29 protein-coding genes are annotated in these 26,653 nt (G+C 64.9%); 7 read left to right on the forward strand and 22 right to left on the reverse strand.

Annotated elements, in window-relative coordinates:
• The first annotated feature begins 48 nt into the window (after positions 1-48).
• From Q4G22_RS06195 to Q4G22_RS06210, 4 genes are all read left to right on the forward strand, one after another.
• On the forward strand, positions 49-525 hold the full coding sequence (locus tag Q4G22_RS06195; RefSeq protein WP_303385027.1) for a pyridoxamine 5'-phosphate oxidase family protein: 477 nt from the start codon (positions 49-51) through the stop codon (positions 523-525).
• A 100-nt stretch (positions 526-625) separates the two neighbouring features.
• Entirely contained in the window at positions 626-1,213 is a 588-nt protein-coding gene (locus tag Q4G22_RS06200; RefSeq protein WP_303385028.1) for a LysE family translocator, read from the forward strand.
• Between the two features lie 10 nt (positions 1,214-1,223).
• Positions 1,224-1,727, forward strand: a complete 504-nt coding sequence (gene gpt / locus Q4G22_RS06205) for a xanthine phosphoribosyltransferase (RefSeq protein WP_303385029.1) — start codon at positions 1,224-1,226, stop codon at positions 1,725-1,727.
• Between the two features lie 320 nt (positions 1,728-2,047).
• Positions 2,048-2,761, forward strand: a complete 714-nt coding sequence (locus Q4G22_RS06210; protein WP_303385030.1) for a PRC-barrel domain-containing protein — start codon at positions 2,048-2,050, stop codon at positions 2,759-2,761.
• 93 nt (positions 2,762-2,854) lie between these two features.
• On the opposite strand, the gene Q4G22_RS06215 is transcribed toward Q4G22_RS06210, so the two are convergent.
• From Q4G22_RS06215 to Q4G22_RS06235, 5 genes are all read right to left on the reverse strand, one after another.
• A complete protein-coding gene (locus Q4G22_RS06215) occupies positions 2,855-3,946 on the reverse strand; it encodes a Hint domain-containing protein (protein WP_303385031.1) in 1,092 nt (363 codons plus the stop codon).
• Between the two features lie 87 nt (positions 3,947-4,033).
• Positions 4,034-5,536 (reverse strand): anthranilate synthase component I, encoded by a 1,503-nt coding sequence (trpE, locus tag Q4G22_RS06220; protein ID WP_303385032.1) that lies wholly within the window; start codon positions 5,534-5,536, stop codon positions 4,034-4,036.
• Positions 5,536-7,455 carry a peptidylprolyl isomerase gene (locus Q4G22_RS06225; protein WP_303385033.1) on the reverse strand — a complete coding sequence of 640 codons (1,920 nt, stop codon included), beginning with the start codon at positions 7,453-7,455 and terminating at the stop codon, positions 5,536-5,538. Before Q4G22_RS06225 ends, trpE begins: the two co-directional genes overlap by 1 nt.
• A gap of 70 nt (positions 7,456-7,525) precedes the next feature.
• On the reverse strand, positions 7,526-8,713 hold the full coding sequence (locus tag Q4G22_RS06230) for an aminotransferase (RefSeq protein WP_303385034.1): 1,188 nt from the start codon (positions 8,711-8,713) through the stop codon (positions 7,526-7,528).
• Positions 8,714-9,805 (reverse strand): hypothetical protein, encoded by a 1,092-nt coding sequence (locus Q4G22_RS06235; protein WP_303385035.1) that lies wholly within the window; start codon positions 9,803-9,805, stop codon positions 8,714-8,716. It abuts the gene before it with no gap.
• A 124-nt stretch (positions 9,806-9,929) separates the two neighbouring features.
• Between Q4G22_RS06235 and Q4G22_RS06240 the strand changes: the two genes are divergently transcribed.
• The 3 genes from Q4G22_RS06240 to Q4G22_RS06250 are packed head-to-tail and all read left to right on the forward strand — an operon-like array spanning position 9,930 to position 12,201.
• Positions 9,930-10,535: an aminodeoxychorismate/anthranilate synthase component II gene (locus Q4G22_RS06240; protein ID WP_303385036.1), complete on the forward strand. Its 606-nt coding sequence runs from the start codon at positions 9,930-9,932 to the stop codon at positions 10,533-10,535.
• A complete protein-coding gene (trpD, locus tag Q4G22_RS06245; protein ID WP_303385037.1) occupies positions 10,532-11,560 on the forward strand; it encodes an anthranilate phosphoribosyltransferase in 1,029 nt (342 codons plus the stop codon). The genes Q4G22_RS06240 and trpD overlap by 4 nt, the downstream gene beginning before the upstream one ends.
• Complete coding sequence (locus tag Q4G22_RS06250) at positions 11,557-12,201, forward strand: uracil-DNA glycosylase (RefSeq protein ID WP_303385038.1); 645 nt, start codon at positions 11,557-11,559, stop codon at positions 12,199-12,201. The genes trpD and Q4G22_RS06250 overlap by 4 nt, the downstream gene beginning before the upstream one ends.
• Before the next feature lie 100 nt (positions 12,202-12,301).
• On the opposite strand, the gene Q4G22_RS06255 is transcribed toward Q4G22_RS06250, so the two are convergent.
• The 17 genes from Q4G22_RS06255 to Q4G22_RS06335 all read right to left on the reverse strand — a co-directional run bounded on the left by Q4G22_RS06255 (position 12,302) and on the right by Q4G22_RS06335 (position 26,496).
• Complete coding sequence (locus Q4G22_RS06255; RefSeq protein WP_303385039.1) at positions 12,302-13,084, reverse strand: crotonase/enoyl-CoA hydratase family protein; 783 nt, start codon at positions 13,082-13,084, stop codon at positions 12,302-12,304.
• Positions 13,077-13,937, reverse strand: coding sequence for a hydroxymethylglutaryl-CoA lyase (locus Q4G22_RS06260; protein WP_303385040.1), 861 nt, complete (start codon positions 13,935-13,937; stop codon positions 13,077-13,079). Before Q4G22_RS06260 ends, Q4G22_RS06255 begins: the two co-directional genes overlap by 8 nt.
• A 4-nt stretch (positions 13,938-13,941) precedes the next feature.
• Positions 13,942-14,604, reverse strand: a complete 663-nt coding sequence (locus Q4G22_RS06265; protein WP_303385041.1) for a glutathione S-transferase family protein — start codon at positions 14,602-14,604, stop codon at positions 13,942-13,944.
• Complete coding sequence (locus tag Q4G22_RS06270; RefSeq protein ID WP_303385042.1) at positions 14,601-14,807, reverse strand: molybdopterin-binding protein; 207 nt, start codon at positions 14,805-14,807, stop codon at positions 14,601-14,603. The genes Q4G22_RS06265 and Q4G22_RS06270 overlap by 4 nt, the downstream gene beginning before the upstream one ends.
• Positions 14,808-14,818: 11 nt before the next feature.
• Positions 14,819-16,753 (reverse strand): acetyl/propionyl/methylcrotonyl-CoA carboxylase subunit alpha, encoded by a 1,935-nt coding sequence (locus Q4G22_RS06275; RefSeq protein WP_303385043.1) that lies wholly within the window; start codon positions 16,751-16,753, stop codon positions 14,819-14,821.
• A 30-nt stretch (positions 16,754-16,783) separates the two neighbouring features.
• Positions 16,784-17,731: a glycosyltransferase family 2 protein gene (locus Q4G22_RS06280; RefSeq protein WP_303385044.1), complete on the reverse strand. Its 948-nt coding sequence runs from the start codon at positions 17,729-17,731 to the stop codon at positions 16,784-16,786.
• A gap of 51 nt (positions 17,732-17,782) precedes the next feature.
• The gene (locus Q4G22_RS06285) at positions 17,783-18,334 is read right to left on the reverse strand and encodes an O-acetyl-ADP-ribose deacetylase (protein WP_303385045.1); all 552 of its coding nucleotides are present in this window, start codon (positions 18,332-18,334) and stop codon (positions 17,783-17,785) included.
• Positions 18,331-18,768: an ASCH domain-containing protein gene (locus tag Q4G22_RS06290; RefSeq protein WP_303385046.1), complete on the reverse strand. Its 438-nt coding sequence runs from the start codon at positions 18,766-18,768 to the stop codon at positions 18,331-18,333. The genes Q4G22_RS06285 and Q4G22_RS06290 overlap by 4 nt, the downstream gene beginning before the upstream one ends.
• Positions 18,769-18,776: 8 nt before the next feature.
• Positions 18,777-20,381 (reverse strand): carboxyl transferase domain-containing protein, encoded by a 1,605-nt coding sequence (locus tag Q4G22_RS06295; RefSeq protein WP_303385047.1) that lies wholly within the window; start codon positions 20,379-20,381, stop codon positions 18,777-18,779.
• Between the two features lie 154 nt (positions 20,382-20,535).
• Positions 20,536-21,012: a lysozyme inhibitor LprI family protein gene (locus Q4G22_RS06300; RefSeq protein WP_303385048.1), complete on the reverse strand. Its 477-nt coding sequence runs from the start codon at positions 21,010-21,012 to the stop codon at positions 20,536-20,538.
• Between the two features lie 52 nt (positions 21,013-21,064).
• Entirely contained in the window at positions 21,065-21,556 is a 492-nt protein-coding gene (locus Q4G22_RS06305; protein WP_303385049.1) for a lysozyme inhibitor LprI family protein, read from the reverse strand.
• 59 nt (positions 21,557-21,615) lie between these two features.
• Entirely contained in the window at positions 21,616-22,776 is a 1,161-nt protein-coding gene (locus Q4G22_RS06310; RefSeq protein ID WP_303385050.1) for an isovaleryl-CoA dehydrogenase, read from the reverse strand.
• A 123-nt stretch (positions 22,777-22,899) separates the two neighbouring features.
• A complete protein-coding gene (locus Q4G22_RS06315; RefSeq protein WP_303385051.1) occupies positions 22,900-23,934 on the reverse strand; it encodes a MaoC family dehydratase in 1,035 nt (344 codons plus the stop codon).
• A complete protein-coding gene (locus tag Q4G22_RS06320) occupies positions 23,931-24,137 on the reverse strand; it encodes a DUF1737 domain-containing protein (protein ID WP_303385052.1) in 207 nt (68 codons plus the stop codon). Before Q4G22_RS06320 ends, Q4G22_RS06315 begins: the two co-directional genes overlap by 4 nt.
• A 1-nt stretch (position 24,138) precedes the next feature.
• Positions 24,139-24,687 carry an NnrU family protein gene (locus tag Q4G22_RS06325; RefSeq protein ID WP_303385053.1) on the reverse strand — a complete coding sequence of 183 codons (549 nt, stop codon included), beginning with the start codon at positions 24,685-24,687 and terminating at the stop codon, positions 24,139-24,141.
• A gap of 38 nt (positions 24,688-24,725) precedes the next feature.
• Positions 24,726-25,574: a CoA ester lyase gene (locus Q4G22_RS06330; RefSeq protein ID WP_303385054.1), complete on the reverse strand. Its 849-nt coding sequence runs from the start codon at positions 25,572-25,574 to the stop codon at positions 24,726-24,728.
• Positions 25,575-25,749: 175 nt separating this feature from the next.
• Positions 25,750-26,496, reverse strand: a complete 747-nt coding sequence (locus Q4G22_RS06335; RefSeq protein ID WP_303385055.1) for a sulfite exporter TauE/SafE family protein — start codon at positions 26,494-26,496, stop codon at positions 25,750-25,752.
• Between the last annotated feature and the right edge of the window lie 157 nt (positions 26,497-26,653).

Here is a 26,653-nt window from a genome sequence, read left to right on the forward strand (position 1 = left end):
TGGACGGCGCGGCGGCGTTCTTTTGGGTAACCCTCAGGAGGACGGGACATGACAGACCATCGGGACACGTTCTGGAACCGTCTGGATGACATCAACGCCGGAATGCTGGGCTGTGACCCGGATTGGCGTCTGGTGCCGATGTCGCATTATGCCGACCGCGATGCCGGTGCATTGTGGTTCATCACCGCCGCCGGCACCGATCTGGTCGAGGTCGTCAGCACGGGCGCGCGGCGCGCGGTCTATACCATCGCCGACGGGGGCGGTGCATTGTTTGCCCGGATCGAGGGGCAGCTTGCCGCCTCTGACGATCAGGCCAAGCTGGACGAAATCTGGAACGCCATTGCCGCCAGTTGGTTCGAGGACGGCCGCCAGGATAATGACATCCGTCTGCTGCGGCTGGATCTGTCGCAGGCCGAGGTCTGGGCCACACATGGCGGGCTGGGCTTTTTGTTCCAGATCGCCAAATCCAGGGTGACGGGCGATCAGCCCGACATGGGCGCGCATTTCGAACTGACCTTCCCCTAAGCTGCGCGCAAGCTCTTGCAGAGCCATTACAACCGGGTAAATTCCGCCGATCACGGAGGAACACCCGCTGTCAATTTCACTGCAAGAAACGCTGACGTTGGTGTCGGCCCTGTCCTTGGCGATCCTGTCGCCCGGCCCCGCGATTATCGCGACAATTCAGGCGGCCTTTGCCCATGGCCGCGAACGTGCCCTGCCCTATGGGTTGGGGCTGGCCACAGGGGCATCGCTGTGGTGTCTGGCAGCCCTGTTCGGGCTGGCGGTGCTGTTCCGGCTGAACCCGGCGCTCCTGTCGGGAATGATGATCTTTGGCGGCTGTTATCTGCTGTGGTTCGCCTGGCGGCTGTGGCGCGGGGCGCGCCAGCCCCTCCCCCCTGCGGCAGAGGGGCCAAAGCGCGGTGCCCTGCGTGGGTTCATGGGCGGGATCGCGTTGAACCTGTCGAACCCAAAACCCGCGCTGTTCTATGCCACGCTGATCCTGTCGGTTTTCCCCCGCGCCCTGACCGGCGGCGAACAGGCGGCGATCTATGCCATGTGTCTGGGCATAGAATATTTCTGGTATGCGCTGGTTGCCGTTCTGGCATCGACAGGGGCGATACGACTGCGCTATTTTGCGGCGAAATTCTGGATCGACCGGGCTTGTGCCGTGGCCATGGCCCTGTTGGGCGTGCTGCTGATCCTTGAACATTGAAAGGGATAGAATGACTTCCGACCGTCTGCCACATGAAAAGGGGTTCCACGTCAGCTGGGATCAGCTTCACCGTGACGCGCGCGCCTTGGCGTGGCGGCTGGATGGCACCGACTGGCGTGCCATCGTCGCGATTACCCGTGGCGGTCTGGTTCCGGCCATGATCGTGGCGCGCGAACTGGACATCCGCACCATCGACACGATCAGCATCAAATCCTACAAAGGACAGGGGGCCAATGCCGGTCAGGGCGAATTGCAGGTGCTGAACTCGCCCGACCCGGAGCTGATGGGCGACGGCGACCGCATTCTGGTCATTGACGATCTGGTCGATTCCGGGCGCACGCTGGAACTGGTGCGCCAGATGTATCCCAAGGCGCATTTCGGCACCGTCTATGCCAAACCCAAGGGCAAGCCGATGGTCCAGACCTATGTCACCGAGGTGTCGCAGGACACATGGATCTTTTTCCCCTGGGACATGGCGCTGCAATACGTTCAGCCCTTCCGTGGCGAAGACTGATCGGGCTGTTCCGGGCGGTGCTGCTGTGGGTCTGGGGCTGACCTACCATGAACTGATCGAAGCCCTGCAAACGCCGCCGCAAGCCAGCAGTCCTGTTGCTGGCGTGCCTGATCGTCCTTGTCTGCCCGCCGGATACGGGTCGGACCACCGATGAGGCTGATCCTGCCAGATATGGCCCTGTCTGATCTGGCGCGACCGGCAAGGCAGTTTTTTGCCGCCTTACCTAAGTTTCCGTGAACGGACGAAACCATTGCGACTCTGTGGGGTTGAGTCCCCGAATGCGGGCAACCGGCCCGCAGAACCCTTCGGAGGAGAACGCGATGCATAAGATTTTGTTGACCACCGCCCTTGTTATTCCTTTCAGCCTCGGCACTGCCTTGGCACAGGATACTGCGGCCCCGGTCGAAGATCAGGGCGGCGCAAGCACCGATCTGGCGGCCGATCCGACGACCACCGGAACCGCCCCCGAGGCGGCGGATACCGCCGCGCAGGCGGATGCACTGGCCACGCAGATGGCCGCCAGTGACAAGGTGGTGCATGAACAGACCACCACCGAACTGCGGCTGGACTGGATCACCGGCGCTTCGGTCCACGCCCCCGACGGCGAAAAAATCGGCGACATCACCGACCTGATCCTTGACGGCACGACGGGCCAGATGTCGGCGGCGATCATCGGCGTGGGCGGCTTTCTGGGTATCGGGCAAAAGCAGATCGCGGTGCCATGGGATCGCCTGACCATCAACTATGACGCGCGCGAAGTCACCTCGGACCTGACGCGGGACGAAGCGAATGCCGCACCGGAATATGTGTTCCGCGCGCAGGAAACCGCACCGGGGATTGATCCGGCTGCCCCGGCGGTCGAGATGACCCCGGCAACGACCCCGCCCGCTGGCGCGGTTCCGGCAGAGCCTGTCCCGCCGGTCGAGGGCGGCACAGATATGCCCGCCGATACCAGTGCTCCGACCACGACCGATCCGGTCGATCCGGCCCCGGCCATGGAACCGGCTGAAACGGAAACCGAAACGTCGAACTGATCCCGCCCCGGTGGCAGGACGCCCCGCGCGGGCATTTACAATGACGAAAGGCCCGGCAATCCACCGGGCCTTTTGCTGACCACGAGACGTAGATTACAGACGCGCGCCGGACAGCGGCTTGTTATTGCGTATGTGTCGTTCGACCAAACGACGCGTCCGACCGCCCGCCGGAATCGGGCGCGCAGCGGGCATGACCATGGTGGCCAGTTCGGGAAACAGCGTTATGATTTCGATACGGGCGGCAGATGACAGACCAGCCAGCGCCACCGGACCGGGCAGCAAGCTTTCAGTTTCGGCACCTTCGGACAGCAGGATGTCATGGCTGTCCAGCATGATGTGGTGATAGGACAAATCGCCCGGCGTTTCTACTCGCTCGATCCCCGGTGCGGCCAGCAGGTGAACGGCAGGGGCCAGCACCTCATCCGTGCCGAACATGGTGCGGGCGATGGCGGAACGCAGCAAAATGCGATGCTGCGGCGACACCAGCAGATCGCGACGCGGCACACCGGGGGCCAGCGCGCCCTGTCCGATGCGGATCGGTTTCAGCCGTGAATCATGCTGCATCTGCGCCGCCGTCACATGGCGGGCGCCGATCCAGCGGATTGGCCGGGCGGCCCCGCTGTTGGTCAGCACCAGATCACCCTTGCCCAACCCCTCGACCGGGCGCGGGCCATCGGGCGTTTCGATCAGCGTGCCACCCACAAAACACACCAGCGAGGCATAACCTGCCCCGCTGTTGGTGGAATAAGCGGTGATCGTATAGGTAACGCCGGTTTTCAGATCGGCGGTGGTGACGAACGCCTGCACATCATTGTCGTGCTGATTGAAGGTCACGCCCCAGACCGTCAGGCTGGACCCGTCTGATCCACTAAGGCTGACCTGCCACGCTGTTTCCAGTTGCGTATCATTGCCCCAAACCTGACCACCCTTGACGGTAACAGTCTGATCTGGATCAGAAAAATTGATAAATTGGATGTTGCTGTCGGTCGGCGAGTCGTTATCTGTCAGCGAATTATTGTCATCGCTGATGGTAATAGGCTGCGCTTCCCCCACGGTGGCGAACGAAAACGTGCTGCCGATTTCGAACGTAGGCCGGTCGCTGTTCTTGAAAAAATCATAGCCGGGATCTGTCAGCGGAAAATCATCGACGTTGAAAATCCACGTATGATAATCGGTCTGCGCCATGCCGGAAACCTATGGTTGAGAACAGTCTTGTCGCGCAAAAAACACGCGGCTTCAATCACAAGATGCCGCGTGTTTTAACTGTGCCTGTCAGGTGTTGCCCGACGCGAAACGGGCGGCCCCTTCGGCTGCACGCTGCAAGGCGCGACTTTTGTTGACGGTTTCCTGATATTCGGCCTCGGGGTCGCTGTCATAAACGACGCCGCCGCCCGATTGCAGATACAGCGCGCCATCCTTGATGACGCCGGTGCGCAGCGCGATGCACATGTCCATTTCACCATTCGCCGCGAAATAGCCGACGCCCCCGCCGTAAACGCCGCGCTTTTCCGGCTCTAACTCGTCGATGATCTGCATGGCGCGAACCTTGGGCGCGCCGCTGACGGTGCCCGCAGGCAGACCGGCCAGCAGGGCGGACAGCGCATCCTGCCCCTCGCGCAGTTCGCCGACCACGTTGGAGACGATGTGCATGACGTGGCTGTAACGTTCGATGATGAACTGTTCGGTCGGGCGCACGGTGCCGATTTTCGCCACGCGACCCACGTCGTTACGGCCAAGGTCCAGCAACATCAGATGTTCGGCCAGTTCCTTTTGATCGCCCAGCAGATCGGCCTCCAGCGCGCGATCCTCGGCCTCGTTCGCGCCGCGCGGGCGGGTGCCGGCGATGGGGCGGATCGTCACCTCGCCATCGCGCAGGCGGACCAGAATTTCGGGGGACGCGCCGACGATCTGAAACCCGCCCATGTTCAGAAAGAACATGAAGGGCGACGGGTTGGTGCGGCGAAGGCTACGATACAGCGCAAAGGGCGGCAGCGGGAAATCCATCCGCCAGCGTTGCGACGGCACCACCTGAAAAATGTCACCGGCGCGGATGTATTCCTTGGCGCGCTCGACAGCGGCCAGATAATCGGCCTTGGCAAAGTTGCTGACGGGGTCACCCACCTGCGCATCGCGGCCAAGGGCACGCGGCTCGGACGGTTGGCGGTCCAGCGACCGCAGCGCCTCGGTCACGCGTTCGGCGGCCTGCGCATAGGCGGCGCGGGCGGGCAGCGCCGGGTCGAACCACGCGGGCGCGCAAAGCGTGACCTCGCCCTTGACGCCATCCAGCACCGCGACGACCGAGGGGCGCAGCAACATTGCATCGGGCAGATTCAGCGGGTCGGGGTTCACATCGGGCAGATGTTCGACCAGCCGGATCATGTCATAGCCCAGATAGCCAAACAGTCCCGCCGCAACCGGAGGAATACCGTCGGGCATGTCGATGCGGCTTTCGGCGATCAGGGCGCGCAGGCTGTCCAGCGCCGGGCGGTCGTCGGGTTGAAACTCGTCGGAAAACCGCGCCTGTCGGTTGATGCGGGCCTGCGTGCCACGGCATTCCCAGATCAGATCGGGCTTCATCCCGACGATCGAGTAACGGCCCCGCACCTCGCCGCCCGTCACCGATTCCAGCATGAAGGACAGCGGCTGCGCCTCGGCCAGTTTCAGCATCAGGCTGACGGGCGTGTCCAGATCGGCGGCCAGCCGCAGGGTGACAAGCTGGTTGCGACCCGCCTCCCAACCGCGTTCAAAACTTGCGAAATCGGGCGAGAGATCCATCATTGAGCCTGCGTATGCACCATGTTGATGACGTTCTGATTGATCGTCACCCCGGCTTGGGTCTGAATGGCGCGGGTAAAGTAATCGAACACATCCTGCTGCAACGACCGCTGCGCCTGCATCCGCACCGCATCCAGCACCGGCCCGGCCTGTTCGGCGGACAGATCGGCGGCGTGAATGGCGTCCAGCGTCACCAGAAACACCCGGCCCTGTGCCTCGGCGATTTCCGCATCGCCCGGTTCGGTGATACGAAAGGCGCGGGCGATGACATCGGGCGGCACGCCCTCAATCCAGCCATCCCGGCCCATGTTTTGCTGCACGGTGCCCGGCGTGGCCGGTGGGCTGGCCGCTGTGTCATCCTGTTCCGCCGCAGCGCCATTACCGTCGCCATTCGCCGGAGCCAGAGTCGCCGCAGCAACGGCCGTCACGCGGTCTTCTTCGGCCTGCTGGCGCAGCAGGCGCAGGGTTTCGGCCTGCCGCCAGTCGGCCAGCACCTCGTCGGCCACCTCGTCATAGGGGCGCAGCGCCGGGGCCACCACCTCATCCAGACGCAGGGCAAACACGCCGCCATCGTCCAGTTCGAACAGTTGCGGGAAATCCTCGGCAACAACGACGGCGGCCTGTTCGCGGAAAGCGGGATAGTTGGCGATGGTGCTGTGATCGTCGCCGGTGAACCCTTGGGTCCAGTCGATCAGACCGACCTGCATATCGTTTTCCTGCGCCGCATCCTCAAGCGAAGCCCCCGAGGCAAGGCTGTCCTCGATCGCGGCGGATCGTTCGGTGATGATCCGGCGGGCACGATCTGCGGCGGCTTCGGCGCGCAGATCGGGTTCGGCCTGTTCAAAGGCGATGTTGCGCGGTTCAAGAATGGCGTTCATTGAAAACAGCGCCGGACCCAGCGGCGTGTCCACCGGCCCGGCAATGCCGGGACCGTCCAGCGCGAACACCGCCTCGCCCGCCACGCCAAGCTGATCCTGCGACACCTCGCCCAGATCAATATCATCCAGCGTCAGCCCGCGTTCGGCAACCAGTTGCGCAAAGGTAATCTCGCCCGCGTCCAGCCGCGCCCTGGCATCCGCCGCCGCCTGAGCCGAGGGCATGACCAGCCGTTCCACCATGCGCAGTTCAGGCTGCTGATAATCGTTGATGCGGGCCTGATACAGATCGCGCAGCGCGGCGTCATCCAGCTCCACGGTATCGGCCAGCATTTCAGGCGTCAGCCAGATATAGCTGATCTTGCGCACCTCGGGCGCGGTAAAGCGCGGCGCATTGGCCTGATGCCACGCCTCCAGAATGGCCTGATCGGGGTCTTCGACAGTATGCGGCAGATCGGCCGCCGTCAGCTCGCGCCAGGTGAAATCGCGGGTTTCCAGAATCCAGCCTGCGGTTCGGTTAACCACGGGTTCCGGCGCAACGATACCGCCCGCGACGGCGCGTTGCAGGATCATCCGCGCCTCGTCCTGACGCACCTCATGTTCAAATTCGCCTTCGGTCAGGCGTTCGCGACGCAGCAGATCGGCATAGGCCGCACGATCAAAGCTGCCCGAAGGACCGCGAAAGGCCGGAACAGCCGTGATGGTCTGCGCGATACGCTCATCTCCCACCGACAGGCCAATGCGGCGCGCCTCTTCGGCCAATGCGGCGGCACCGAACAATTGCCCCTGCACCGCCTGCGGCAAACCGATGGCCTGTGCCTGCGCCATGGTGAAATGCTGGCCCATCTGCTGAGAGTAGTTATTCAACTCGCTGCGCAGGGCGCGCCCGTATTGATCCGCCGTGATTTCGGTTTCGCCAACCGAACCGACAGCGCTGGAGCCGCCGGAAAAAGTCGTGACGCCAAAGCCGCCCAATCCCAGCACCATCAGCCCCATCAAGACCCAGACGATGGTGGATTTGCCGTGGGTGCGCAGGTTCTTCATCCCAGCCTCTTGTCGTTTTTCGCTCGTCCGGGTTCTTTAGGGCGATGGCGCGGCCATCACAAGCCCGGCGTCATCCACGGAACTGTGACAGCCGTTCCGCCAGTGCCACGATGCCATCGCTGTCGATATTGGCATAGGCGATGCGGAAATGGCGCGGACCGTCGGGGTTGTCGCCCGGCATGAACATCGTTCCGGGCAGCGCCAGCACCCCGGCATCGCGCACCAGCAGCGGCGCCAGATCGGCCGAGCTTGCCTTGAACGGGTGTTCGATCCACGCGAAATAGGCCCCGCAGCTTTTCAGCCCCCACCCCGGCAGCCGGTCCAGATGATGCAGGCAGGCCAGGCGGCGGCGCAGGATTTCATCGCGCTCGCCCGCCAGCCAGTCGCCCAGATGACGCAAGCCATGGGTCGCGCCAATCTGCCCCATCTGCCCGGCACAAATCGCCACCGTATCCAGCCATTTTTCCACCTGCACCATCCGGTCGGGCGCAGCGATCACCGCGCCGGTGCGGTGCCCGGTCAGACGATAGCTTTTCGAAAAGGAATAAAGCTGGATCAGCGTTTCACCCCAATCGGAATCAGTCAGCAGATCGTGTGGCGGCTCTCCTTGCCGCGAGGCAAGGCTGTGAAAATCGCGATAGGTTTCGTCCACGATCAGCGCCAGCCCGTGTTCGCGTGCCAGATCGTAAAAGGCACGGATCAGCCCGGCGGGATATTCCGCGCCGGTGGGGTTGTTGGGCGTCACCAATACGATGGCGCGGGTGCGATCGCTCAGCAGGGCGCGGGCCAGATCGGGCTGCGGCATCATCTGGCTGTCGCAGGGCACCGGCACGGCGCGGATGCCGTTGATGTCCAGCCACATCTTGTGATTGAAATACCACGGCACCGGCAGCAGGATTTCATCACCCGGCCCGGCCAGCGTGGCAATCGCCGCGCAGAATGCCTGATTGCAGCCTTGCGTGATGGCGACATGATCCGCCGTGACGGGCGCGCGGTAAAACGCCGACCAGTCAGCGGCCAAAGCCTGCCGCAGATCGTCATTGCCCAGAACCGGCCCATACAGATGCGCGGCGTCATCGCGCAGCGCCGCATCGGCCATGGCGCGGCGCAGATCATCGGGCGGCGGCAAGGCGGGTGCCGCCTGCGAGACGTTCATCAACGGCCGATCCGGCGGGAACGAGACCCCGGCCAACCACCGCCGCGCCTCCATCACCGGCGGGCTGAAGGTCGATGCGATACTGGGATGAAGCGGGATCATTCAATTCCCCTGCAAAGGTGCCAGCCGGTCGAGGGCGGGCGGGATGGACAGATCAAGGGCGGGCTGGCTGTGCCGGAGCTGCGGCTGCGTTTCCGGCAGGGGTCGCGGTTGCGGCTGTGTTTCGGCGGTGGCGGGCGGTAGCGCCACCGTCGGCGGTTGGGTTTCCGCGTCGCTTTGCAATGGCGTCACCGTTTCTGTCGGGGATTCCGCCGACGGCCGCACGTCCACCGGCTGCGGTGCCCCGGCATCCTGCGGCGCTTGCGCCTGCGCGGGGGCGCTTTGCGTTTCCGGCTGCGTGTCTTGCTGTAGTTGCGTGTCGGTGTCGGACGGGGGGGCCTGGGTTTCTGTCGCGGCCCCTGCCAAGGGCGCGGCATCTTGCACCGAGATACCGGATTCCGCCTCTGCATCAGGCTGTGCAACCTCGTCTGCCCCGAACGCCCCGGCCATATCCGGCACAGCATCGGGCTGCATGGCAGGCGCGGGGGCATCCGGTGTCGTGGGGCGTTCCAGCGTGGGCGTCATCCTCGGCTGCATCATCGGCTGTGGCGAGGCATCGGGCGAGGGGGCAACCGGCGCCGCCGGTTCAGGGGTGAAGGGCTGATCGCCTGCATCCGAGACAGCGGCAAGCGGTGCCTCGTCAGCCTCGGACGGGGGCGGAGCGATTTCGGCGGCGCGCGCAGACGGCAGTTCCATCGGCGCGGGCGCGGCGGGCGGACCATCCGGGCCACGACCGAACTCTGATCCGGCAGGCACCGGCAAATCACCCGACTGCGCCTCAGGAGTCAAAGCCGTGGGCGTGGGGAGGACATCGGGGGCAGCCACAGATTCGTCCCCCATATCGGTCGGTGGGGCACCATCCTGCGGCGCGACTGTCGGCTGTTGCGGAACCACAGGCGGCGCGGCGCTGTCATCCTCGACAGATTCGGGCGTTTGCAGGGGGGCGACCTGTTCCGCAGGGGATAGGGAATCGACCGCCTGCGGTGCCTCGTCCGCGCTGTCCTGCGACAAGGGCAGCGCCAGTGACAGCACCGTCAGCCCGGCGACACCGACCAGCAGCCCCTGAAAAAGCCCCGCTGCAAAACCTTTCGCCATCTGCCCGCCGTATTGTGGTTTCTTTATTCACCCCGCCCGGCCGGGGTTGACCCCCTGCCGCCGGATGGCCCATCTATAGCGGGTCATTTTCGCGGGGAAAACAACCCCCGGCCAAGGAACCGCCATGAAGCATACACCACGCATCCTGCTGATCGACAATTACGACAGCTTTACATGGAATCTGGTGCATTATCTGGGCGAGGCGGGGGCCACGGTGGATGTCCGCCGCAATGATGCCCTGACGGTGGATCAGGCTCTGGCGCTGGAACCCGACGGGATCGTGATCTCGCCCGGTCCCTGCGATCCGGCTCAGGCGGGGATCTGCCTGCCATTGATCGCGGCGGTGGCGGAAACGCGCATCCCGCTCTTGGGTGTTTGCCTTGGCCATCAGTCCATCGGCGAGGCGTTTGGCGGGCGCATCATCCGGGCTGATCGCATCCTGCATGGCAAGGTTGACGATATGATCCACGACGGCACCGGCGTGTTCACCGGCCTGCCCTCGCCCTTGCGGGCGACGCGCTATCACTCGCTGACCATCGCGCCGGACAGCCTGCCCAATGTGCTGCGGATCACGGCACGGGCGGCGGATGGCACGATCATGGGCGTGATCCACAACGACCTGCCCATCGAAGGCGTGCAGTTCCATCCCGAATCCATCGCATCAGAACACGGCCATGCGATGATCGAAACCTTTCTTGGCCGCTGCGCCCCGCGAAAGGCCGCCGCATGACCGCCCCGGCAGACATCCGGCCGCTGATCGGCCTTGCCGCCACCCGCCCCCTGACCGGAACCGAGGCCGAGGCTGCCTTTGGCGCGCTGTTCGACGGGGCCGCTACGCCGGCACAGATCGGCGGCCTGCTGATGGCGCTGCGTGTGCGCGGGGAAACGGTCGATGAAATCGCCGCCGCCGCCCGCAGTATGCGCGCCCGCATGAACCGCATCACCGCGCCCGAGGGGGCGATCGACATCGTGGGCACCGGCGGCGATGGCAAGGGAACGCTGAACATTTCCACCGCCACCGCCTTTGTCGTCGCGGGTGCGGGGGTGCCGGTGGCCAAGCATGGCAACCGCAACCTGTCGTCGAAATCAGGCGCGGCGGATGCGCTGACCCAGATGGGCATCAATGTCATGGGTGGCCCGGCGGTGGCGCAGAACGCGCTTGGCCGGGCGGGTATTTGTTTCATGATGGCGCCCATGCATCACCCGGCGATGCGCCATGTCGGCCCGCCGCGCGCGGAACTGGGCACGCGCACGATCTTTAACCTGCTGGGACCGCTGACCAATCCGGCATCGGTGCGGCGGCAGTTGACCGGCGCGTTCAGCCGCGACTGGCTGCGCCCCATGGCCGAGGTGCTGCGCGATCTGGGGTCCGACGCAGCCTGGCTGGTGCATGGCGGCGACGGCACGGATGAACTGTCCATCGCCGGAGAATCCTGGGTTGCAGCACTGGACGGCGGCAAGGTGACAGAATTCACCCTCCACCCCGAGGATGCGGGCCTGCCCGTTCATCCGTTCGAGGCGATCATCGGCGGCGAGCCATCTGAAAACGCGGCCGCCTTCCGCGCGCTGCTGGACGGGGCGACCGGGGCCTATCGCGATGCCGTGCTGCTGAACGCGGCGGCGGCGCTGGTGATCGCGGGTGTTGCCGCCGATCTGCGCGAAGGTGCCGCGCGCGCCGCCGAATCCATCGACAGCGGCGCGGCAAAGGCCAAGCTGACGGCGCTGGCCGATGTGACCGGCCCGCCCGAGGCATGATCCCCCCCGCCGCATGGGCGCATCTGCCGTTCTTTACCGATGACTGGCCCGCGATCCGCACCCGGCTGGCCGGGCTGGACGGTTGGTTGCCCGGCCCTGCCCGCGTCTTTGCCGCATTGGATGCGACGCCACCGGATCGTGTCCGCGCGGTGATTTTGGGGCAAGACCCTTACCCCACGCCGGGCCATGCCAACGGGCTGGCGTTCTCTGTGACGCCCCAGACACCCCTGCCCCGGTCTTTGTTAAACATCTTCAAGGAATTGCGCGACGATATTGGCGTCACGCCTGAAACCGGCGACCTGTCGCATTGGGCCGATCAGGGGGTCTTGCTGCTGAACACATCGCTGTCAGTGTCCCCCGGTGCGGCAGGCTCACACGCCCGCTGGGGCTGGGACCGTCTGGCCCGTCAGGCCATAGCCGAGGCGCAGCGCCACCGCCCCATCGCCTTTATCCTGTGGGGCGGCCAGGCACAAAAGGCCGCCGCCGGGCTGCCACGGGCGGCTGATCTGGTGATCGAAACCGCCCATCCTTCGCCCCTGTCGGCACGGCGCGGTTTTTTCGGATCACGGCCGTTTGGGCGTGTGAACGACTGGTTGGCAACAAGGGGCGAGGTCGGTGTGAATTGGGCGGGGCACGCCTAAAGGGGCGTTGAACTAACAGAAAGCGGCGGGCGCGGCACCGTATAAAATCACAGTATAAGACCGCGCCGCGCCTGCCCCTCCCCAAAAACCGCGCAGAGGTTCAGCGCACCCAGTTGGCCTTGCGTTTGTCAAAGAAAGCCGCGATGCCCTCGGGCGCTTCGTCGCCCTCCCATGCGGCGACCAGCCGGGTGATGCTGTCTTCGATCCGCGCCGGATCAATCTGCGGGCCATAGGCGCGGCACTGCGCCTTGGCGGCAGCGACGGCACCGGGGGCTGCCGCCATATAGGGGGCGATTTCGGCCTCGACCGCGTGATCCAGTGCATCGGCAGAGACAACGCGGCTGACCAGGTTCAGCCGCTCGGCCTCGGTCGCGCCGAACAGGCGCGCGGAAAAGAACACCCGACGCGCCTTGTCCTCGCCCATGCGGGCCAGAACATAGGGGCCGATAGTGGCCGGGATCAGGCCCAGCTTGACCTCGGTCAGACCAAAGGTAGCGGCATCAGAGGCGATCACCACGTCACTGACCGCCATCATGCCGACGCCGCCGCCAAAGGCATTGCCCTGCACCCGTGCGATCAGCGGCTTGGGCAGCGTATTCAGCGCAAACAGCATCATCGCCAGATTGCGTGCCCCCGCCGCGCGGGTTTCGGCATCAGCAGCGATCTGTTCGCGCATCCAGGCAAGATCGCCGCCCGCGCAAAAGGATTTCCCCTCGGCTGCCAGCACCACGACGCGCACCGACGGATCGTCGCCCAATTGTTTCGCCGCTTGCGTCAGCTCGTCGATCATCTGCGCGGACAGGGCGTTGTGTTTATCCGCGCGGGCAAGGGTCAGCGTGGCCACGCCGCGTGTGTCGGTGTCGATCCTGATGGTTTCAAACATGGGTTCCCTCTCGCATCGCACGCGCCATGGCGGCGGCTTGTTCGATGATGTCCATATCCAGCCCGGTGTCATAGCCCTGTGCCGCCAGATGCGCCGCTACGGATTCGGTGGCCACGTTGCCTTTGGCACCGGGCGCATAGGGGCAACCGCCAAGCCCACCCACCGCCGCGTCAAACACCCGCAGCCCGCGCGCGAGGCTGGCGTCGATATTGGCCAGCGCCCGGCCTGCGGTGTCGTGGTAATGCCCCGCCAGCCGGGTCGCGGGCAGTTCGTCCAGCACCGCGCTCAGCATGGAGTCGATGGTTTCGGGGCGGCCCTGTCCGATCGTGTCGCCAAGGCTGATCTCATAGCAGCCCATATCGCGCAGGCTTGCGGCCACGCGGGCGACGTTTTCGGGCGGCGTCGGGCCGTCGAAGGGGCAATCCGTCACCACCGAGACATAGCCGCGCACCGGGATGCCATCGGCCAGCGCCGCCTCGGCCACCGGGCGCAGACGGTCCAGACTTTCGGCGATGGTGGCGTTGAGATTGGCCTTGCTGAAGCCTTCGGATGCGCTGGCAAAGATCGCGACTTCGGACGCGCGGGCAGCGCGCGCGCCCTCGTATCCCTTCATGTTCGGCGTCAGCACGGCATAGCTGATGCCGGGCGCGCGTGTGATCCCGGCCATCACCTCGGCCGCGTCGCCCATCTGCGGGACCCATTTCGGGCTGACAAAGCTGGTGACTTCGATGCGCCGGAACCCCGCCGTGGACAGCAGATCGACCAGCGCGATCTTCTCCGCCGCCGGGATCAGCCGCTTTTCGTTTTGCAGCCCGTCGCGGGGACCCATTTCAAAGATTTCAACTTGGGTCATGCGGTCAGCCCTCGGGGATCTGGTAAAAGCCGTGCAGCATATCGCCGCCCTCGCGGGCCAGCGCGCGGGCGCAGGCGGGGCGGGCCTGCATGCGGTCCCACCATGCAGCGATGTGTGGGTAATCGGCGGCGGGCAGGAAGTGGAACAGCGAGCGGACGTTAAAGCCAAACATGCAGTCGGCAGCGGAAAAGCCGCTGTCCAGCAGGTGATCGCGCCCGGTCAGCCGCTTTTCCAACGCGCGGGCGCTGACCGCCAGCCGCTTGGTTTCCAGCTTGATGAACGGCACAGACCGCGCCGCCTCTGGCCGGATAAAGTTATACTGGATGTTCAGGTTCTGGATGCAGATGCCCTGCGTTTCCGCGAAATGCAGCCATTGCAGGAAATCGGCGCGTTCAAGGTCGCCGGGCTCGGGGGCAAGCCGCCCTTCGCGTTCCGTCAGATATTGGATGATCGCGCCGGATTCAAACAGCGCCGCGTCGTCCAATTCCAGCGCAGGCACCTTGCCAGCCGGGGACCGGGCCAGATGATCCGCGCTGCGCAGGCTGCCATCGGTGAAGTCATAGGCGGTCAGGTCATAGTCCAGCCCCAACTCCTCCAGCAGCCAGATCACCCGGAAACTGCGAGAGCCGGGGGCGTGGTGCAGGTGGATCATCGGCACGCTGGTCATTCCTTGCCGATCATCACATCGCTGGCCTTGATGATCGCGGCGGCGCTGTCGCCGACGGCAAGGCCCAGTTCCTCGACCGCCGCATTGGTGATGGACGATGTGATGACCGACCCGCCAATGTCGATGCGGACGATGGCGTTCACCGCGCCTTTCTGAATCTCGACCACTTTGCCGTTCAGGACGTTTCTTGCGCTGAGTTTCATCGGATCGTTCCTTATGCTGCTGCTTCGGTGTCGTCTTCAAGGCGGATCAGCGGGGCGCCAGCCTCGACCTGATCGCCGGCCTGCGCCAGCACCTCGGCCACCGTGCCATCGCGGGCGGCGGTCAGGGTGTGTTCCATCTTCATCGCCTCTAGGATGCACAGACGGTCGCCTGCCGCAACCTGCTGGCCCGCCGTCACAAAGACCGATTTCACAAGGCCCGGCATCGGCGAAAGCGTCAGCCCGCCGCCCGTTTCCTCGCCCTTGCGATCCAACGGGTCCAGCGGCACCAACGTCAGGCTGCGCCCGCCAAAGACCGAGACGCCCGCCGGGTGGCTGACGATGCGCGACCGGCGCAGGCTGTCATCGACCCACCAGCGGTTGCCCTGCCAGCGGACCTCATGGGCCTGACCGTCCAGCGTGACGCGGGCCGCGCCGGGGCCTTGCACCTCGATCACTGCCTCGCCGCCGTCCCACGTTACGGTGCGGCGCAGGGGTTGCCACAGCGTCATGCCGCCGCGCGCGTCCGGATCGGCAAGGCCCGCAAGCCCCACCACGGCCAAGGCACGGGTGCGCGGGTCAGGCTCGCTGGCGGCGACCAGATCGTCAAGGTCGCGCCCGATCAGGCCGGTATCGACCTCGCCCTTGCGGAAACCCTCGTGCCGGGTCAGGGCGATCAGGAATTCGAGGTTCGTGACCGACCCCGCCACTTCGGTGTCGATCAGCGCCGCCTCAAGCGCGCGCAGGGCGATGGCGCGGGTGGCGCCGTGGGTGATGATCTTGGCGATCATCGGGTCATACCACGGGCTGATCGTGTCGCCCTGCCGCACGCCCGTTTCGATCCGCGCGGCATCCGGGAAGGCCAGATGCGCCAGCGTGCCGGTCGCGGGCAGAAAGCCTGCGGGAACATCCTCGGCGTAAAGCCGCGCCTCGAAGGCGTGGCCGTGGATCGACAGATCTTCCTGCCGCGCGGGCAGCGGTTCGCCCGCCGCAACGCGCAGCTGCCATTCGACCAGATCGACGCCGGTGATCGCCTCGGTCACGGGGTGTTCGACTTGCAGGCGGGTGTTCATCTCCATGAACCAGAACCCATCCTCGCGCAGCCCGCCCGAGCCATCGACGATGAATTCGATCGTGCCTGCGCCCTTGTAACCGATCGCCTCGGCCGCGCGGACCGCCGCCGCGCCCATCACGGCGCGCACGTTTTCGGGCATGTCGGGGGCTGGGGCTTCCTCGATCACCTTCTGGTGGCGGCGCTGAAGCGAACAGTCGCGTTCAAACAGATGCACCGCGCGGGTGCCATCGCCGAACACCTGCACCTCGATATGGCGGGGCTGCTGGATGTATTTCTCGATCAGCACGTTCGGGTTGCCAAAGGCCTTCGCCGCCTCGGACTGCGCCGAATCCAGCGCGGCGGCGAAATCACCGGCGCGTTCGACCAGACGCATCCCCTTGCCGCCGCCGCCCGCGACGGCCTTGATCAGGACCGGATAGCCGATCTTGCCCGCCTCGGCCTCAAGATGGGCGGCATCCTGATTTTCGCCCTGATAGCCGGGAACGACCGGCACGCCGGCCTTGTCCATCAATTCTTTGGCGGCATCCTTCAGGCCCATCGCGCGGATCGCAGCGGCATCCGGGCCAATGAACACCAGACCCGCCGCCTGCACCGCATCGACGAATTCGGGGTTTTCCGACAGAAAGCCATAGCCCGGATGGATCGCCTGCGCGCCGGTATCCAGCGCCGCCTGAATGATGACATCTCCGCGCAGGTAACTGTCGGCAGGGGCGGGGCCGCCGATATGCACCGCCTCATCGGCCATGGCCACATGGCGCGCGCCCCGGTCGGCGTCGGAATAGACCGCGACCGGGGACACCCCCAGACGGCGGCAGGTGTCGATCACGCGGCAGGCAATCTCGCCCCGGTTGGCGATCAGGATCTTGCTGAACATATCTCCCCCTTTTGCCCTATCCGCGGGCCGCTATTTATATTCGATCAAAGTCTGGCGACGCCGCGTGAACCGGCCCCAGTGATATTGCAGGGCGCCCAATGCCTCGGGAAATTTTCCCAATGTGTTGAACAGCGCCCATTCAAAACCCCGCCGACGCGCAAGACGCACGATCTGAACGGGGTAGATCAGCAACAACAGCAAGGCCCATGGCGACACGATCAGCCCGGCCAGCAGCACCGCCAAAGGAATGCCGAATCCCCAGATCAGCGCCCGCCGCACCTGCCCCTGCGCGATCACATCGGGCACCGGCCCCGGCAAGGCCGCACCTTCAGCCGCCGCATGACCACCCCGGCGCGCGCGCCGCCACCATTGGCCAAAGCGGGTCATCGCCGCGTCATGCAGGGTCATCTCGGCATCCAGCCGCCAGACCGTCCAGCCCGCGCCCCGCAGGCGACGGCACAACTCGGGTTCTTCGCCCGCGATCAGCTTGGCATCAAAGCCGCCAACCCCGGCGAAAGCCGCCGAACGCGCCATAAAGATACCACCCACCGCATCGCTTTCACCAATGGGCGTATCCCATTCGGCATCACACAGCCGGTTGTAAACACTGGCTTCGGGGTGGCGTTCGCGCACCCGGCCCGCAGCAATGGCGGCCTTGGGATGGGCAGCCAGAAAAGTCAGCGCGGTGTCGGTCCAGCCCGGCACCATCTCGCAATCGCCGTCGATGAATTGCACGAAGTCCGGCGGGTTGTCACCAAAGGCCGCAAAGCCCGCATTCCGCGCCCGTGCAGCGGTAAACGGCTGCGACATGTCCAGTTCAACCACCACAGCCCCGGCGGCCAAGGCTGCCTGAACACTGTCATCGGTCGATCCGCTGTCCACATAAACGATGGGCGACAGATCACGACGGGCGGCGGCCAGCGCGCGAACCAGCCGTTCGCCCTCGTTCCGGCCAATGATAACGGCACCGACACTCATACGGCACCTGTTGGTGAAAGGTTGGCGGGGGCACGGGTCATGACATACTCATCAGTTGAAACACACGCCCGGACTATAACGCCCGCCACAGAAACGGCCAACCGCATCATCCCTGCCCCCGGCCAGCGCCCGTTCCAGCACCGCAGCCGACGCCGCATCAAAGGCAACCAGCGTCACCTCCAGCCCCTCGCCATGGGCGCGGATGGTCTCAACCGCGATCCGCGCCGCCTGATCCGGCGGAAAGCGGTAAACCCCGGTCGAAATCGCCGGAAAGGCAATGCTGCGCAGCCCCGCCTGCCGCGCCACTTTCAGCGAGCTGCGATAGGCCGAGGCCAGCAACGCCGCCTCGCCCTGCCCGCCGCCGTGCCAAACCGGGCCGACCGTGTGAATGACATGCCGCGCCGGCAGATTGTGCCCGCCGGTGATCCGCGCCTGCCCGGTGGGACAACCGCCGATCTTGCGACACTCTGCCAGCAGTCCCGGCCCGGCAGCGCGATGAATGGCACCATCGACACCACCACCACCCAGCAGGCTTTCGTTGGCCGCATTGACAATGGCATCCACGGTCAGCGTCGTTATATCCCCCTGCCAGACCCGGATCACGCCAGCACCTCGATCAGACGAAACCGCTCGCAAACCACCGGCATATCGGACGAAAATCCACCGTTCCGGGCGAAAAACGCCTCATGCGCCGCGCGCCAGGCGGCGAAATCGCCTTCACCCTCGGCCAAGGCGAATTCCTCGGGCACCTCGTCAAAGGGCCGAATAACCACCTCGGTCAGCTCATACACCAGCGCCGGTTGCCCGCTATGATCCCGCGCGATCATCACATCACCCGCGCGCGGCAGCGGATCGCCCACCGCCTGATAATCGCGCAAAGCGCCGCAGGTCGCCGTCTTTGCCCCCGACCGGATCAGCCCAAGCAAATGCGCCGACAATTCCGGACTATCCCCGAAATCGCACCACAAAGCCCCCGGCCAACGCTCCGCCAGCCGCATCTTCTGTCCAGAAATATCCCCGCCGGAGGCACCCGCCATATCAACCCTCACATACGGAAGACGCCAAAGCGCGTCGGCTCGATCGGGGCATTCAGGCTGGCGCGCAAGGACAGGCCCAGCACGTCGCGGGTCTTGCGCGGATCAATGATGCCGTCATCCCACAGCCGCGCCGACGCATATAAGGGATGCGACTGCCGGTCGAACATCTCGATGGTGGGGCGCTTGAACTCGGCCTCCTCCTCGGCGGACCAGCTGCCGCCCTTGCGCTCGATCCCGTCGCGGCGGACGGTGGCCAGAACGCCTGCCGCCTGCTCGCCCCCCATCACCGAAATGCGGCTGTTCGGCCATGTCCACAGGAAGCGCGGGCTATAGGCGCGGCCCGACATGCCGTAATTGCCCGCCCCGAACGAGCCGCCGACCAGCATGGTGATCTTCGGCACATTGGTCGTTGCCACCGCCGTCACCATCTTGGCGCCGTGGCGGGCGATGCCCTCGTTCTCGTATTTCCGGCCGACCATGAATCCGGTGATGTTTTGCAGGAAAATGATCGGCGTGCCGCGCTGTGAACAGAGTTCGATGAAATGCGCGCCCTTTTGCGCGGCCTCGGAAAACAGCACGCCGTTGTTGGCGATGATGCCGACCGGGCAGCCCTGAATATGCGCAAACCCCGTGACCAGCGTTTCCCCGAACCGCGCCTTGAATTCATCGAACCGAGACCCGTCCACCACCCGCGCGATCACCTCGCGGATGTCATAGGGGGTGCGCAGATCGCCGGGGACGATGCCGAGGATTTCCTCGGGGTCATAGGCGGGGTCTTCGGGTGATTGCCAGGCCACGGTCTGCGGCAGGTGCCGGTTCAGGTTGCCAATCGCGCGCCGCGCCATGGCCAAGGCATGAGCGTCATCCTCGGCCAGATAATCGGCCACGCCCGACAGGCGGGTGTGAACATCGCCGCCGCCCAGATCTTCGGCGCTGACCACCTCGCCCGTCGCGGCCTTGACCAAGGGCGGGCCAGCCAGAAAGATCGTGCCTTGGTTGCGCACAATGATCGTGACATCCGACATGGCAGGCACATAAGCGCCGCCCGCCGTGCAAGACCCCATCACAACCGCGATCTGCGCGATCCCCTTGGCGGACATGCGGGCCTGATTGTAAAAGATGCGCCCGAAATGGTCGCGGTCGGGGAACACCTCGTCCTGATTGGGCAGGTTCGCCCCGCCGCTATCGACCAGATAGACGCAAGGCAGGTTGCACTGCTCGGCGATCTCCTGCGCGCGCAGGTGTTTCTTGACGGTCATCGGGTAATAGGTGCCGCCCTTGACCGTCGCGTCATTGGCCACGACCATCACATCCTGCCCATGCACCCGCCCGATCCCGGCAATCACGCCTGCGCCGGGGGCCGCGCCGTCATACATGTCATGCGCCGCCGTCGCGCCGATTTCCAAAAATGGGCTACCGGGGTCCAAAAGGTTCGCCACCCGGTCACGCGGGGCCATCTTGCCGCGCGAGATATGCCGCTCCATCGCCGCAGCGCCACCGCCCGCCGCTGCGGCCAGCGCGGCCTGCCGCGCGGTGTCCAACAGATCCAGATGCGCCGCGCGGTTGGCCTTGAAGGCATCGGATGAAGCAATCGCGGACGAGATCAGTTTCATGAGGCCATGCCTTTCGGATCAGGGTGCGGATGTGACAAGGGGCGCAAGGCGCAGGTGGACGTATCGCAGGGCGAGGTTGCGCAGATCGGTGCTGGCCGAATCGCTGCGCAGGTGCGGGAAAACCGTCCGCGCGCCGGTATATCGGGCAATCCCGTCATTCGCGGGTCGCCTCGACATAGGCTTGCAACAGGGCGGCGTGGCGGGCCACCTCGTCGCGCAGGCAGGATGGTTCTGCGGCGGTATCGCCAGACAGCCGCGCGGCCATGGCGCAGCGCGCGTCGCGAAAAGCGATCCAAGCGCGTTCCATCTCGCGGACGGCGGCCTGGGTCTCGGGGCTATTCTCGGCGGCGCGATCAAGCAGCGCGTCATAGATTTGCGTCAACCGCGCCTCCCATGCCTGATGGCTGGCATCGAGACAGCCCAGTTCACGCTCGGCACTGGCGACGTCGGGGTGTTCCTTCTGAACGTAATCCAGGCAGAACTGCATCCCTGCGGTGGCACAGGTCGCGCCGGGACTGTCGGCCAGGCACTGGTCGATGGCAGCCGGATCGAAACCCGAGGAATCGCCGGCCAGAGCCGGGGCCGCCGGCAGCGAGGCCAGGGCAAGGGCGGCAAGAGCGATCAACCGCATGACATCTCCTTTCGGTCGTTCCATGCCACCCTGTGACAAGGGCGGCGGCGCGCTATTCCACATCGCCCGCATGGCGCATCAGCAGGATCGCCTGTCGGGCGGTCAGTTGCATCGCGCAATCGGCGACCGCCGGGCCTGCCGCCGTGCCGCCCTGAAACTGCGCTGCCGCATAAGCGCAGGAGGCGTCGCGGAAGGTGATCCATGACCGCTGCATCTCGCGCAGGGTTTTTTCCATCGAGGCAGCGGTGCTGCCCAGATCGCGGGCCTCGGTGTCGGCCTGCCGCGCGTCAGTCAACAACACCTGATAGGCGTCGTTCAGCCGCGCGTCCCAATCCGCCGCCTCGGCCGACAGACACTGGACCATTCCGGCGGTCGAGCTGTCGGAACAGGCGTCTGCGGCAAGTCCGATGCAGGCCATGCGGTCGTCGCCCTGTCGCTGCGCAAGACAGGCGGGCAGGATTTCGGGGTCATAGCTCCGCGCATCCTGCGCGCTGGCAGGCAGGGTGATCAGCGTGGCAATAGAGATCAAAGCAGGGCGAAGCATAATAATTTCCTTGTCACATCAAAGCCGGGCGCGGGGCGCGCCCGCCGGTTCATGGCATGTCAGGTCAGGCCCATCAATTCGCGGCCAATCAGCATCCGGCGGATTTCGCTGGTGCCCGCGCCGATCTCCATCAGCTTGGCGTCGCGGAACAGGCGGCTGACCACGCTGTCGTTCAGGAACCCGGCCCCGCCAAGCGCCTGCACCGCCTGATGCGCCTGCACCATCCCCTGTTCGCTGGCATACAGCACCGCGCCCGCCGCGTCCTGCCGCGTGACCTTGCCCGCGTCGCAGGCCTTGGCGACCTCATAGACATAGGCGCGGGCGGTGTTCAGCGCGACATACATATCGGCGATCTTGCCCTGCATCAGCTGGAAATTCCCGATGGGCTGGCCGAACTGCTTGCGTTCACGCATGTAGGGCATCACCTCATCCAGACAGGCGGCCATGATGCCGGTGCCGATGCCCGACAGAACCAGACGTTCGTAATCAAGGCCTGACATCAGCACACGCACGCCGCGCCCTTCTTCGCCCAGCACGTTTTCGAAGGGGATTTCGCAGTTCTCAAAGATCAGCTCGCCCGTGTTGGACCCGCGCATCCCCAGCTTGTCGAAATGGGGCGACGTGGAAAACCCGGCCATGCCGCGTTCGACGATGAATGCGGTGATGCCCTTGGACCCGGCCTCGGGGTCGGTCTTGGCATAAACCACCAAAGTCTGCGCGTCAGGCGCGTTGGTGATCCAGTATTTGTTGCCGTTCAGCACGAAACGGTCGTTCTTTTTCTCGGCCCGCAGCTTCATGCTGACGACATCGGACCCCGCGCCTTCCTCGGACATGGCAAGCGCGCCGACGGCCTTGCCGCTGCACAGATCGGGCAGGTATTTGCGGCGCTGCTCATCCGTGCCGTTCAGCTTGATCTGGTTCACGCAGAGATTCGAATGCGCGCCATAGGACAGGCTGATCGAGGCGCTGGCCCGCGCCAGTTCCTCGACCGCGATCACATGCGCCAGATAGCCCATGCCAGAGCCGCCAAATTCCTCTGGCACGGTGATGCCCAAAAGGCCGAGTTCGCCCATTTCCGTCCATAATTCATTCGGAAATTCGTTGGTCTTGTCGGCCTGCGCCGCCAGCGGTTTTACCCGATCCTGCGCCCAGCGATGCACCATATCGCGCAGCGCGTTCACATCCTCGCCCAGATCGAATTCCATCCCTTGCGTGAACATTCCGGCCCTCCCCGTTATTGAACGCTCGTTCAGATAACGGGTTTATGCCCAATCCACCCGGCGCGAGTCAAGAAAAAGCCTGCGCGTGGCGGGCGCAGGCGTCAATCGAAATTCGGGCCGGGATCAGAGCGGTATCAACGCCCAGTAATCCAGATCCAGCAGCACCTCTGGCGCGTATTTGCCATCCGCGCCTTTCAGTGCAAAGGCGGCGCTGTCCCCTTTGGTCGCCACCAGCCGCAGCCGGATCGCGCCGACGCCGGGGGCATCGGTCTCGGTCTTGTCCAGCACCTCAGACCACGCCCGCACGGTATCGCCGGCAAAACACGGGTTGGCATGGGCGCCGCCGTTCAGCGCCACGATCATCTGCGCATTCGCCAGCCCGTTAAAGGACAGCGCGCGGGCCATGCTGATGACATGGCCGCCATAGATCAGCCGCCGCCCATCTTCGCGGTTGGTGGCGTCGAAATGCACCTTGGCGGTGTTCTGCCACAGACGGGTGGCCAGCATATGTTCTGCCTCTTCGATCGTCACGCCATCCACATGGTCGATCTTTTCGCCCACGGCGTAATCGCCCCAGCGATGCGGCTCGCCTGCCAGATCGAAGTCGTAATCGGTGAAATCCAGCCCGTCGGGGATCACCAGATCGGCGGGGTCCACCACGCCGGGCAGGTCGGGCACCACGGTTTCGGGCGCGGGCGCGGCCTCATCGCGTTTGCGCACCATCACCCAACGGACATATTCCAACACCACATCGCCGGTCTGATTCAGCCCGCGCGTGCGCACGTAAACCACGCCGGATTTGCCGTTGCTGTTCTGTTTCAGCCCGATCACCTCGGATTCCGACCGCAGCGTATCCCCCGGCCAGACCGGCATCAGCCAGCGCCCCTGCGCATAGCCAAGGTTCGCCACCGCGTTCAGGCTGACATCCGGCACCGTCTTGCCGAATACGGTGTGAAAGACGATCAGATCATCCATCGGGCTGCCATCCAGCCCGCAATCCGCCGCAAATTCATCACTGGAATACAGCGCATGACGGGCGGGATACAGCGCATGATACAGCGCCCGTTCCCCTTCCGCGATGGTGCGCGGCACGGCGTGACGGATCACCTGACCCATGCGGTAATCTTCAAAGAAACGGCCGGGATTGGTTTTGCTCATTGTTCGCCCAGTTTCATGTCGGGGTGATAATCGGTGGCGATGTCCTTGGTCACGGCCTGCGCGCAACGCATCACACCGCGCAGCGGGTCAAAGGCCATCGTCGGCGCACCATGCAAGGCCCAGCCTTTCGACAGCGCAAGGCTGATTTTGTGACAAAAGGCCGATGTGTCGTCTTCGGTCAGCAGGCGGTAGATGGTCGGCATGTCACGCTCCGAACGGGTTATAGCCCAGCCAAATGTGGACCAGCGCCATGACAGCGTAAACGATCACGGTGCCGGCAATGGCCATCATCTCTTTGCGCATCGGCGCGGGCGGCGGCGGGGTCCAGCCCGGCTGTGCCCGGTTCAGCACCGCGATTTCCACCAGCGCCCAGGCCAGCAGCCCGCCGAACAGCACGAATGAGGGCAGGTCGCCATTCGGCAACAGATGCGCAAAGGCCCACAGCGCAAAGCCGGTCAGCATCGGGTGCCGGATCACCCGCGCCGCGCGGGTTTTCATGCCCGAGGCGGCAAACAGGTAAACCGCAATCAGCATCAGCAGGTTGTTGATGCCCTTGGTCGCGCCGGTCGCGCCCCACCAATACGGCCCGCCCGTGGCACGATAGCCGATGACCATCAGCACAATGGATAACAGCAATCCCGCTGTGACCATCCCCCGCCCGGCATCCCCCATCCGCGCGCGCGGGCCGGGTGCGATGCGTTTGAACAGATGCGACGCCCACCACAGCGCCACCCCCAGGATCAACAGTAACATCTGGCTTCCTTTCGGCTGGATGTGTCGAGACGACTATCTCATGCGTTGCCCATGGCGGCAATCGCATCCGCCTTGGCCAGCGTGGCCTTGGCGGTTTCGACATGCAGGTTCTCGACGATCTTGCCGTCTACAACGGCAACCCCCTGCCCGGCTGCCACCGCCTCGTCAAAGGCGGCAATCTGACGGCGGGCCAGCGCAATTTCCGCCTCGGTCGGGGCAAAGGCGGCATTGGCCACCTCAAGCTGCGCCGGATGGATCAGCGTCTTGCCGTCAAAACCCATGTCGCGGCCCTGATCGCATTCGACCCGCAGCCCGTCTTCGTCCTTGAAGGCGTTGAACACCCCGTCCACGATCACCCGCCCATGCGCCTTGGCGGCCAGCAGACACAAGCCCAACCCCGCCATCATCGCCAGACGGTCGGGCCGGAACCGGCTGCCGATTTCCTTGGCCAGATCGTTGGTCCCCATGACCATGCCCTGCAAACGGGGATGCGCCGCAATGGCCGCGGCATTCAGCATCCCGGCGGCCGTCTCCATCATCGCCCACAACGGCAGATCGCCGGTCAGTGCAACCACCCGGTCCAGATCGGCGGGGCTGTTCACCTTGGGGATCAGCACGGCATCCACTCCGGCCATCTGCGCCGCCGCACGGGCGTCATCCGCGCCCCATTCGGTATCCAGCCCGTTGATCCGCACGATCCGCGCGCGCCGCCCGTAATCATTGGTCAAAGCCGCCGCCAGCGCATCCCGCGCATCAACCTTGGCATCGGGCGCCACCGCATCCTCAAGATCAAAGATGATCGCATCTGCGGCCAAGCCTTGCGCCTTTTCCATCGCACGAACATTGGCAGCCGGGATATACAGAACAGAGCGGTAAGGACGGGCCATCAGCAACCTCAAAATCAAAAGTTGCGTCAGACTGACCCGCCACGCAACAGATGGCAAGCCCCTTTGCCGCAGCGCAGCACGGCCCGTCTTTCGTTTGAAAATATCTTACGGGGTGAGGCGGATCAGAAAAAGGTCCAGTGGACCTTTTTCCCGGCGAACGGGAGCTGGCCCCCACTTACACTAGCGCCACCCAGATCAGCCGCAGCGAAATCAGCAACAGCGCCCAGACCACCGCGCCGAAAAACACCCGCTCGGGCAAAACGCGCACCAGCCAGACGCCCAGAAACACCGCCGCAGCAGCAGGCACAAGCAAGCGCAGCGACACCGACATATTCCCCCAGTTCAGCGCGCCCAAAGCCCAATACGGCACCAGTTTGATCGCGTTGACATAGGCAAACAGCACTGTCGTCGTCCCGGCAAAGCGCGCTTTGTTCATGCGCAGCGGCAGGGCATAAACCTGAAACGGCGGCGCACCGGCGTGGCTGACAAAGCTGGTGAACCCGGTCACCGCACCCCAGAACACCCCCGGCCCGACATGTGCCGGACGCGGCGGCGGCACCCGTCCGCGCCAGCTTTGCCAGATCAGCCGCAGCGCAAATACCGCCCCAATCAGGCCGATCATCAGCGTCACGGCAGCCTCTGGCACAATCCGCGCCGTCGCCCAGCCAAGCGCAACGCCCAAAGTCGCCCCCGCAGCCATGATCGCCACCACCCGCCGGTCGAAATCGCGGCGATAGGCCCACAGCCCAAACATATCCGACACGACATAGACCGGGGCCAGAATCGCCGTTGCCACCACCGGCGGCACGGCAAAGGCCAGCACCGGCACGCTCATCATCCCGACGACAGGCAGCCCACCCTTGCCCATCCCGACCAGCGCCGCAGCCAGCACCGCCAGCCCCCAGAACCCGGTTTCGTCCATCTCGTTCCTGCCGCTTTACCGCCACCTGCGCACATTTAGCGCCAACATAAATCCGATTCAGCACGATTCTTGCGCAGGTGCCATTGCCGCACTTGCACCAGACGCGGCAAGGCACTAACCCATCCGCCAAACGTGGCAATCCAATCGGAGGACAATA

Source organism: Paracoccus sp. (in: a-proteobacteria) (assembly GCF_030538655.1).
Classification (GTDB): domain Bacteria; phylum Pseudomonadota; class Alphaproteobacteria; order Rhodobacterales; family Rhodobacteraceae; genus Paracoccus.

Bases quoted from the DNA above. Each gene is read 5' to 3' on its own strand.
- Q4G22_RS06235 (WP_303385035.1), bottom strand. From the start codon at position 9,805: ATGGCGAAAGGTTTTGCAGCGGGGCTTTTTCAGGGGCTGCTGGTCGGT.
- Q4G22_RS06300 (WP_303385048.1), bottom strand. From the start codon at position 21,012: ATGCGGTTGATCGCTCTTGCCGCCCTTGCCCTGGCCTCGCTGCCGGCG.
- Q4G22_RS06275 (WP_303385043.1), bottom strand. From the start codon at position 16,753: ATGTTCAGCAAGATCCTGATCGCCAACCGGGGCGAGATTGCCTGCCGC.
- Q4G22_RS06280 (WP_303385044.1), bottom strand. From the start codon at position 17,731: ATGAGTGTCGGTGCCGTTATCATTGGCCGGAACGAGGGCGAACGGCTG.
- Q4G22_RS06260 (WP_303385040.1), bottom strand. From the start codon at position 13,937: ATGACCCAAGTTGAAATCTTTGAAATGGGTCCCCGCGACGGGCTGCAA.
- Q4G22_RS06330 (WP_303385054.1), bottom strand. From the start codon at position 25,574: ATGGCCCGTCCTTACCGCTCTGTTCTGTATATCCCGGCTGCCAATGTT.
- Q4G22_RS06270 (WP_303385042.1), bottom strand. From the start codon at position 14,807: ATGAAACTCAGCGCAAGAAACGTCCTGAACGGCAAAGTGGTCGAGATT.
- Q4G22_RS06290 (WP_303385046.1), bottom strand. From the start codon at position 18,768: ATGGCGGGTGCCTCCGGCGGGGATATTTCTGGACAGAAGATGCGGCTG.
- trpD (WP_303385037.1), top strand. From the start codon at position 10,532: ATGACCGCCCCGGCAGACATCCGGCCGCTGATCGGCCTTGCCGCCACC.
- Q4G22_RS06315 (WP_303385051.1), bottom strand. From the start codon at position 23,934: ATGAGCAAAACCAATCCCGGCCGTTTCTTTGAAGATTACCGCATGGGT.
- trpE (WP_303385032.1), bottom strand. From the start codon at position 5,536: ATGGATCTCTCGCCCGATTTCGCAAGTTTTGAACGCGGTTGGGAGGCG.
- Q4G22_RS06250 (WP_303385038.1), top strand. From the start codon at position 11,557: ATGATCCCCCCCGCCGCATGGGCGCATCTGCCGTTCTTTACCGATGAC.
- Q4G22_RS06305 (WP_303385049.1), bottom strand. From the start codon at position 21,556: ATGCTTCGCCCTGCTTTGATCTCTATTGCCACGCTGATCACCCTGCCT.
- Q4G22_RS06320 (WP_303385052.1), bottom strand. From the start codon at position 24,137: ATGCCGACCATCTACCGCCTGCTGACCGAAGACGACACATCGGCCTTT.
- Q4G22_RS06325 (WP_303385053.1), bottom strand. From the start codon at position 24,687: ATGTTACTGTTGATCCTGGGGGTGGCGCTGTGGTGGGCGTCGCATCTG.
- Q4G22_RS06230 (WP_303385034.1), bottom strand. From the start codon at position 8,713: ATGATCCCGCTTCATCCCAGTATCGCATCGACCTTCAGCCCGCCGGTG.
- Q4G22_RS06295 (WP_303385047.1), bottom strand. From the start codon at position 20,381: ATGAAACTGATCTCGTCCGCGATTGCTTCATCCGATGCCTTCAAGGCC.
- Q4G22_RS06210 (WP_303385030.1), top strand. From the start codon at position 2,048: ATGCATAAGATTTTGTTGACCACCGCCCTTGTTATTCCTTTCAGCCTC.
- Q4G22_RS06225 (WP_303385033.1), bottom strand. From the start codon at position 7,455: ATGAAGAACCTGCGCACCCACGGCAAATCCACCATCGTCTGGGTCTTG.
- Q4G22_RS06335 (WP_303385055.1), bottom strand. From the start codon at position 26,496: ATGGACGAAACCGGGTTCTGGGGGCTGGCGGTGCTGGCTGCGGCGCTG.
- Q4G22_RS06195 (WP_303385027.1), top strand. From the start codon at position 49: ATGACAGACCATCGGGACACGTTCTGGAACCGTCTGGATGACATCAAC.
- Q4G22_RS06265 (WP_303385041.1), bottom strand. From the start codon at position 14,604: ATGACCAGCGTGCCGATGATCCACCTGCACCACGCCCCCGGCTCTCGC.
- Q4G22_RS06240 (WP_303385036.1), top strand. From the start codon at position 9,930: ATGAAGCATACACCACGCATCCTGCTGATCGACAATTACGACAGCTTT.
- Q4G22_RS06215 (WP_303385031.1), bottom strand. From the start codon at position 3,946: ATGGCGCAGACCGATTATCATACGTGGATTTTCAACGTCGATGATTTT.
- Q4G22_RS06255 (WP_303385039.1), bottom strand. From the start codon at position 13,084: ATGTTTGAAACCATCAGGATCGACACCGACACACGCGGCGTGGCCACG.
- Q4G22_RS06310 (WP_303385050.1), bottom strand. From the start codon at position 22,776: ATGTTCACGCAAGGGATGGAATTCGATCTGGGCGAGGATGTGAACGCG.
- gpt (WP_303385029.1), top strand. From the start codon at position 1,224: ATGACTTCCGACCGTCTGCCACATGAAAAGGGGTTCCACGTCAGCTGG.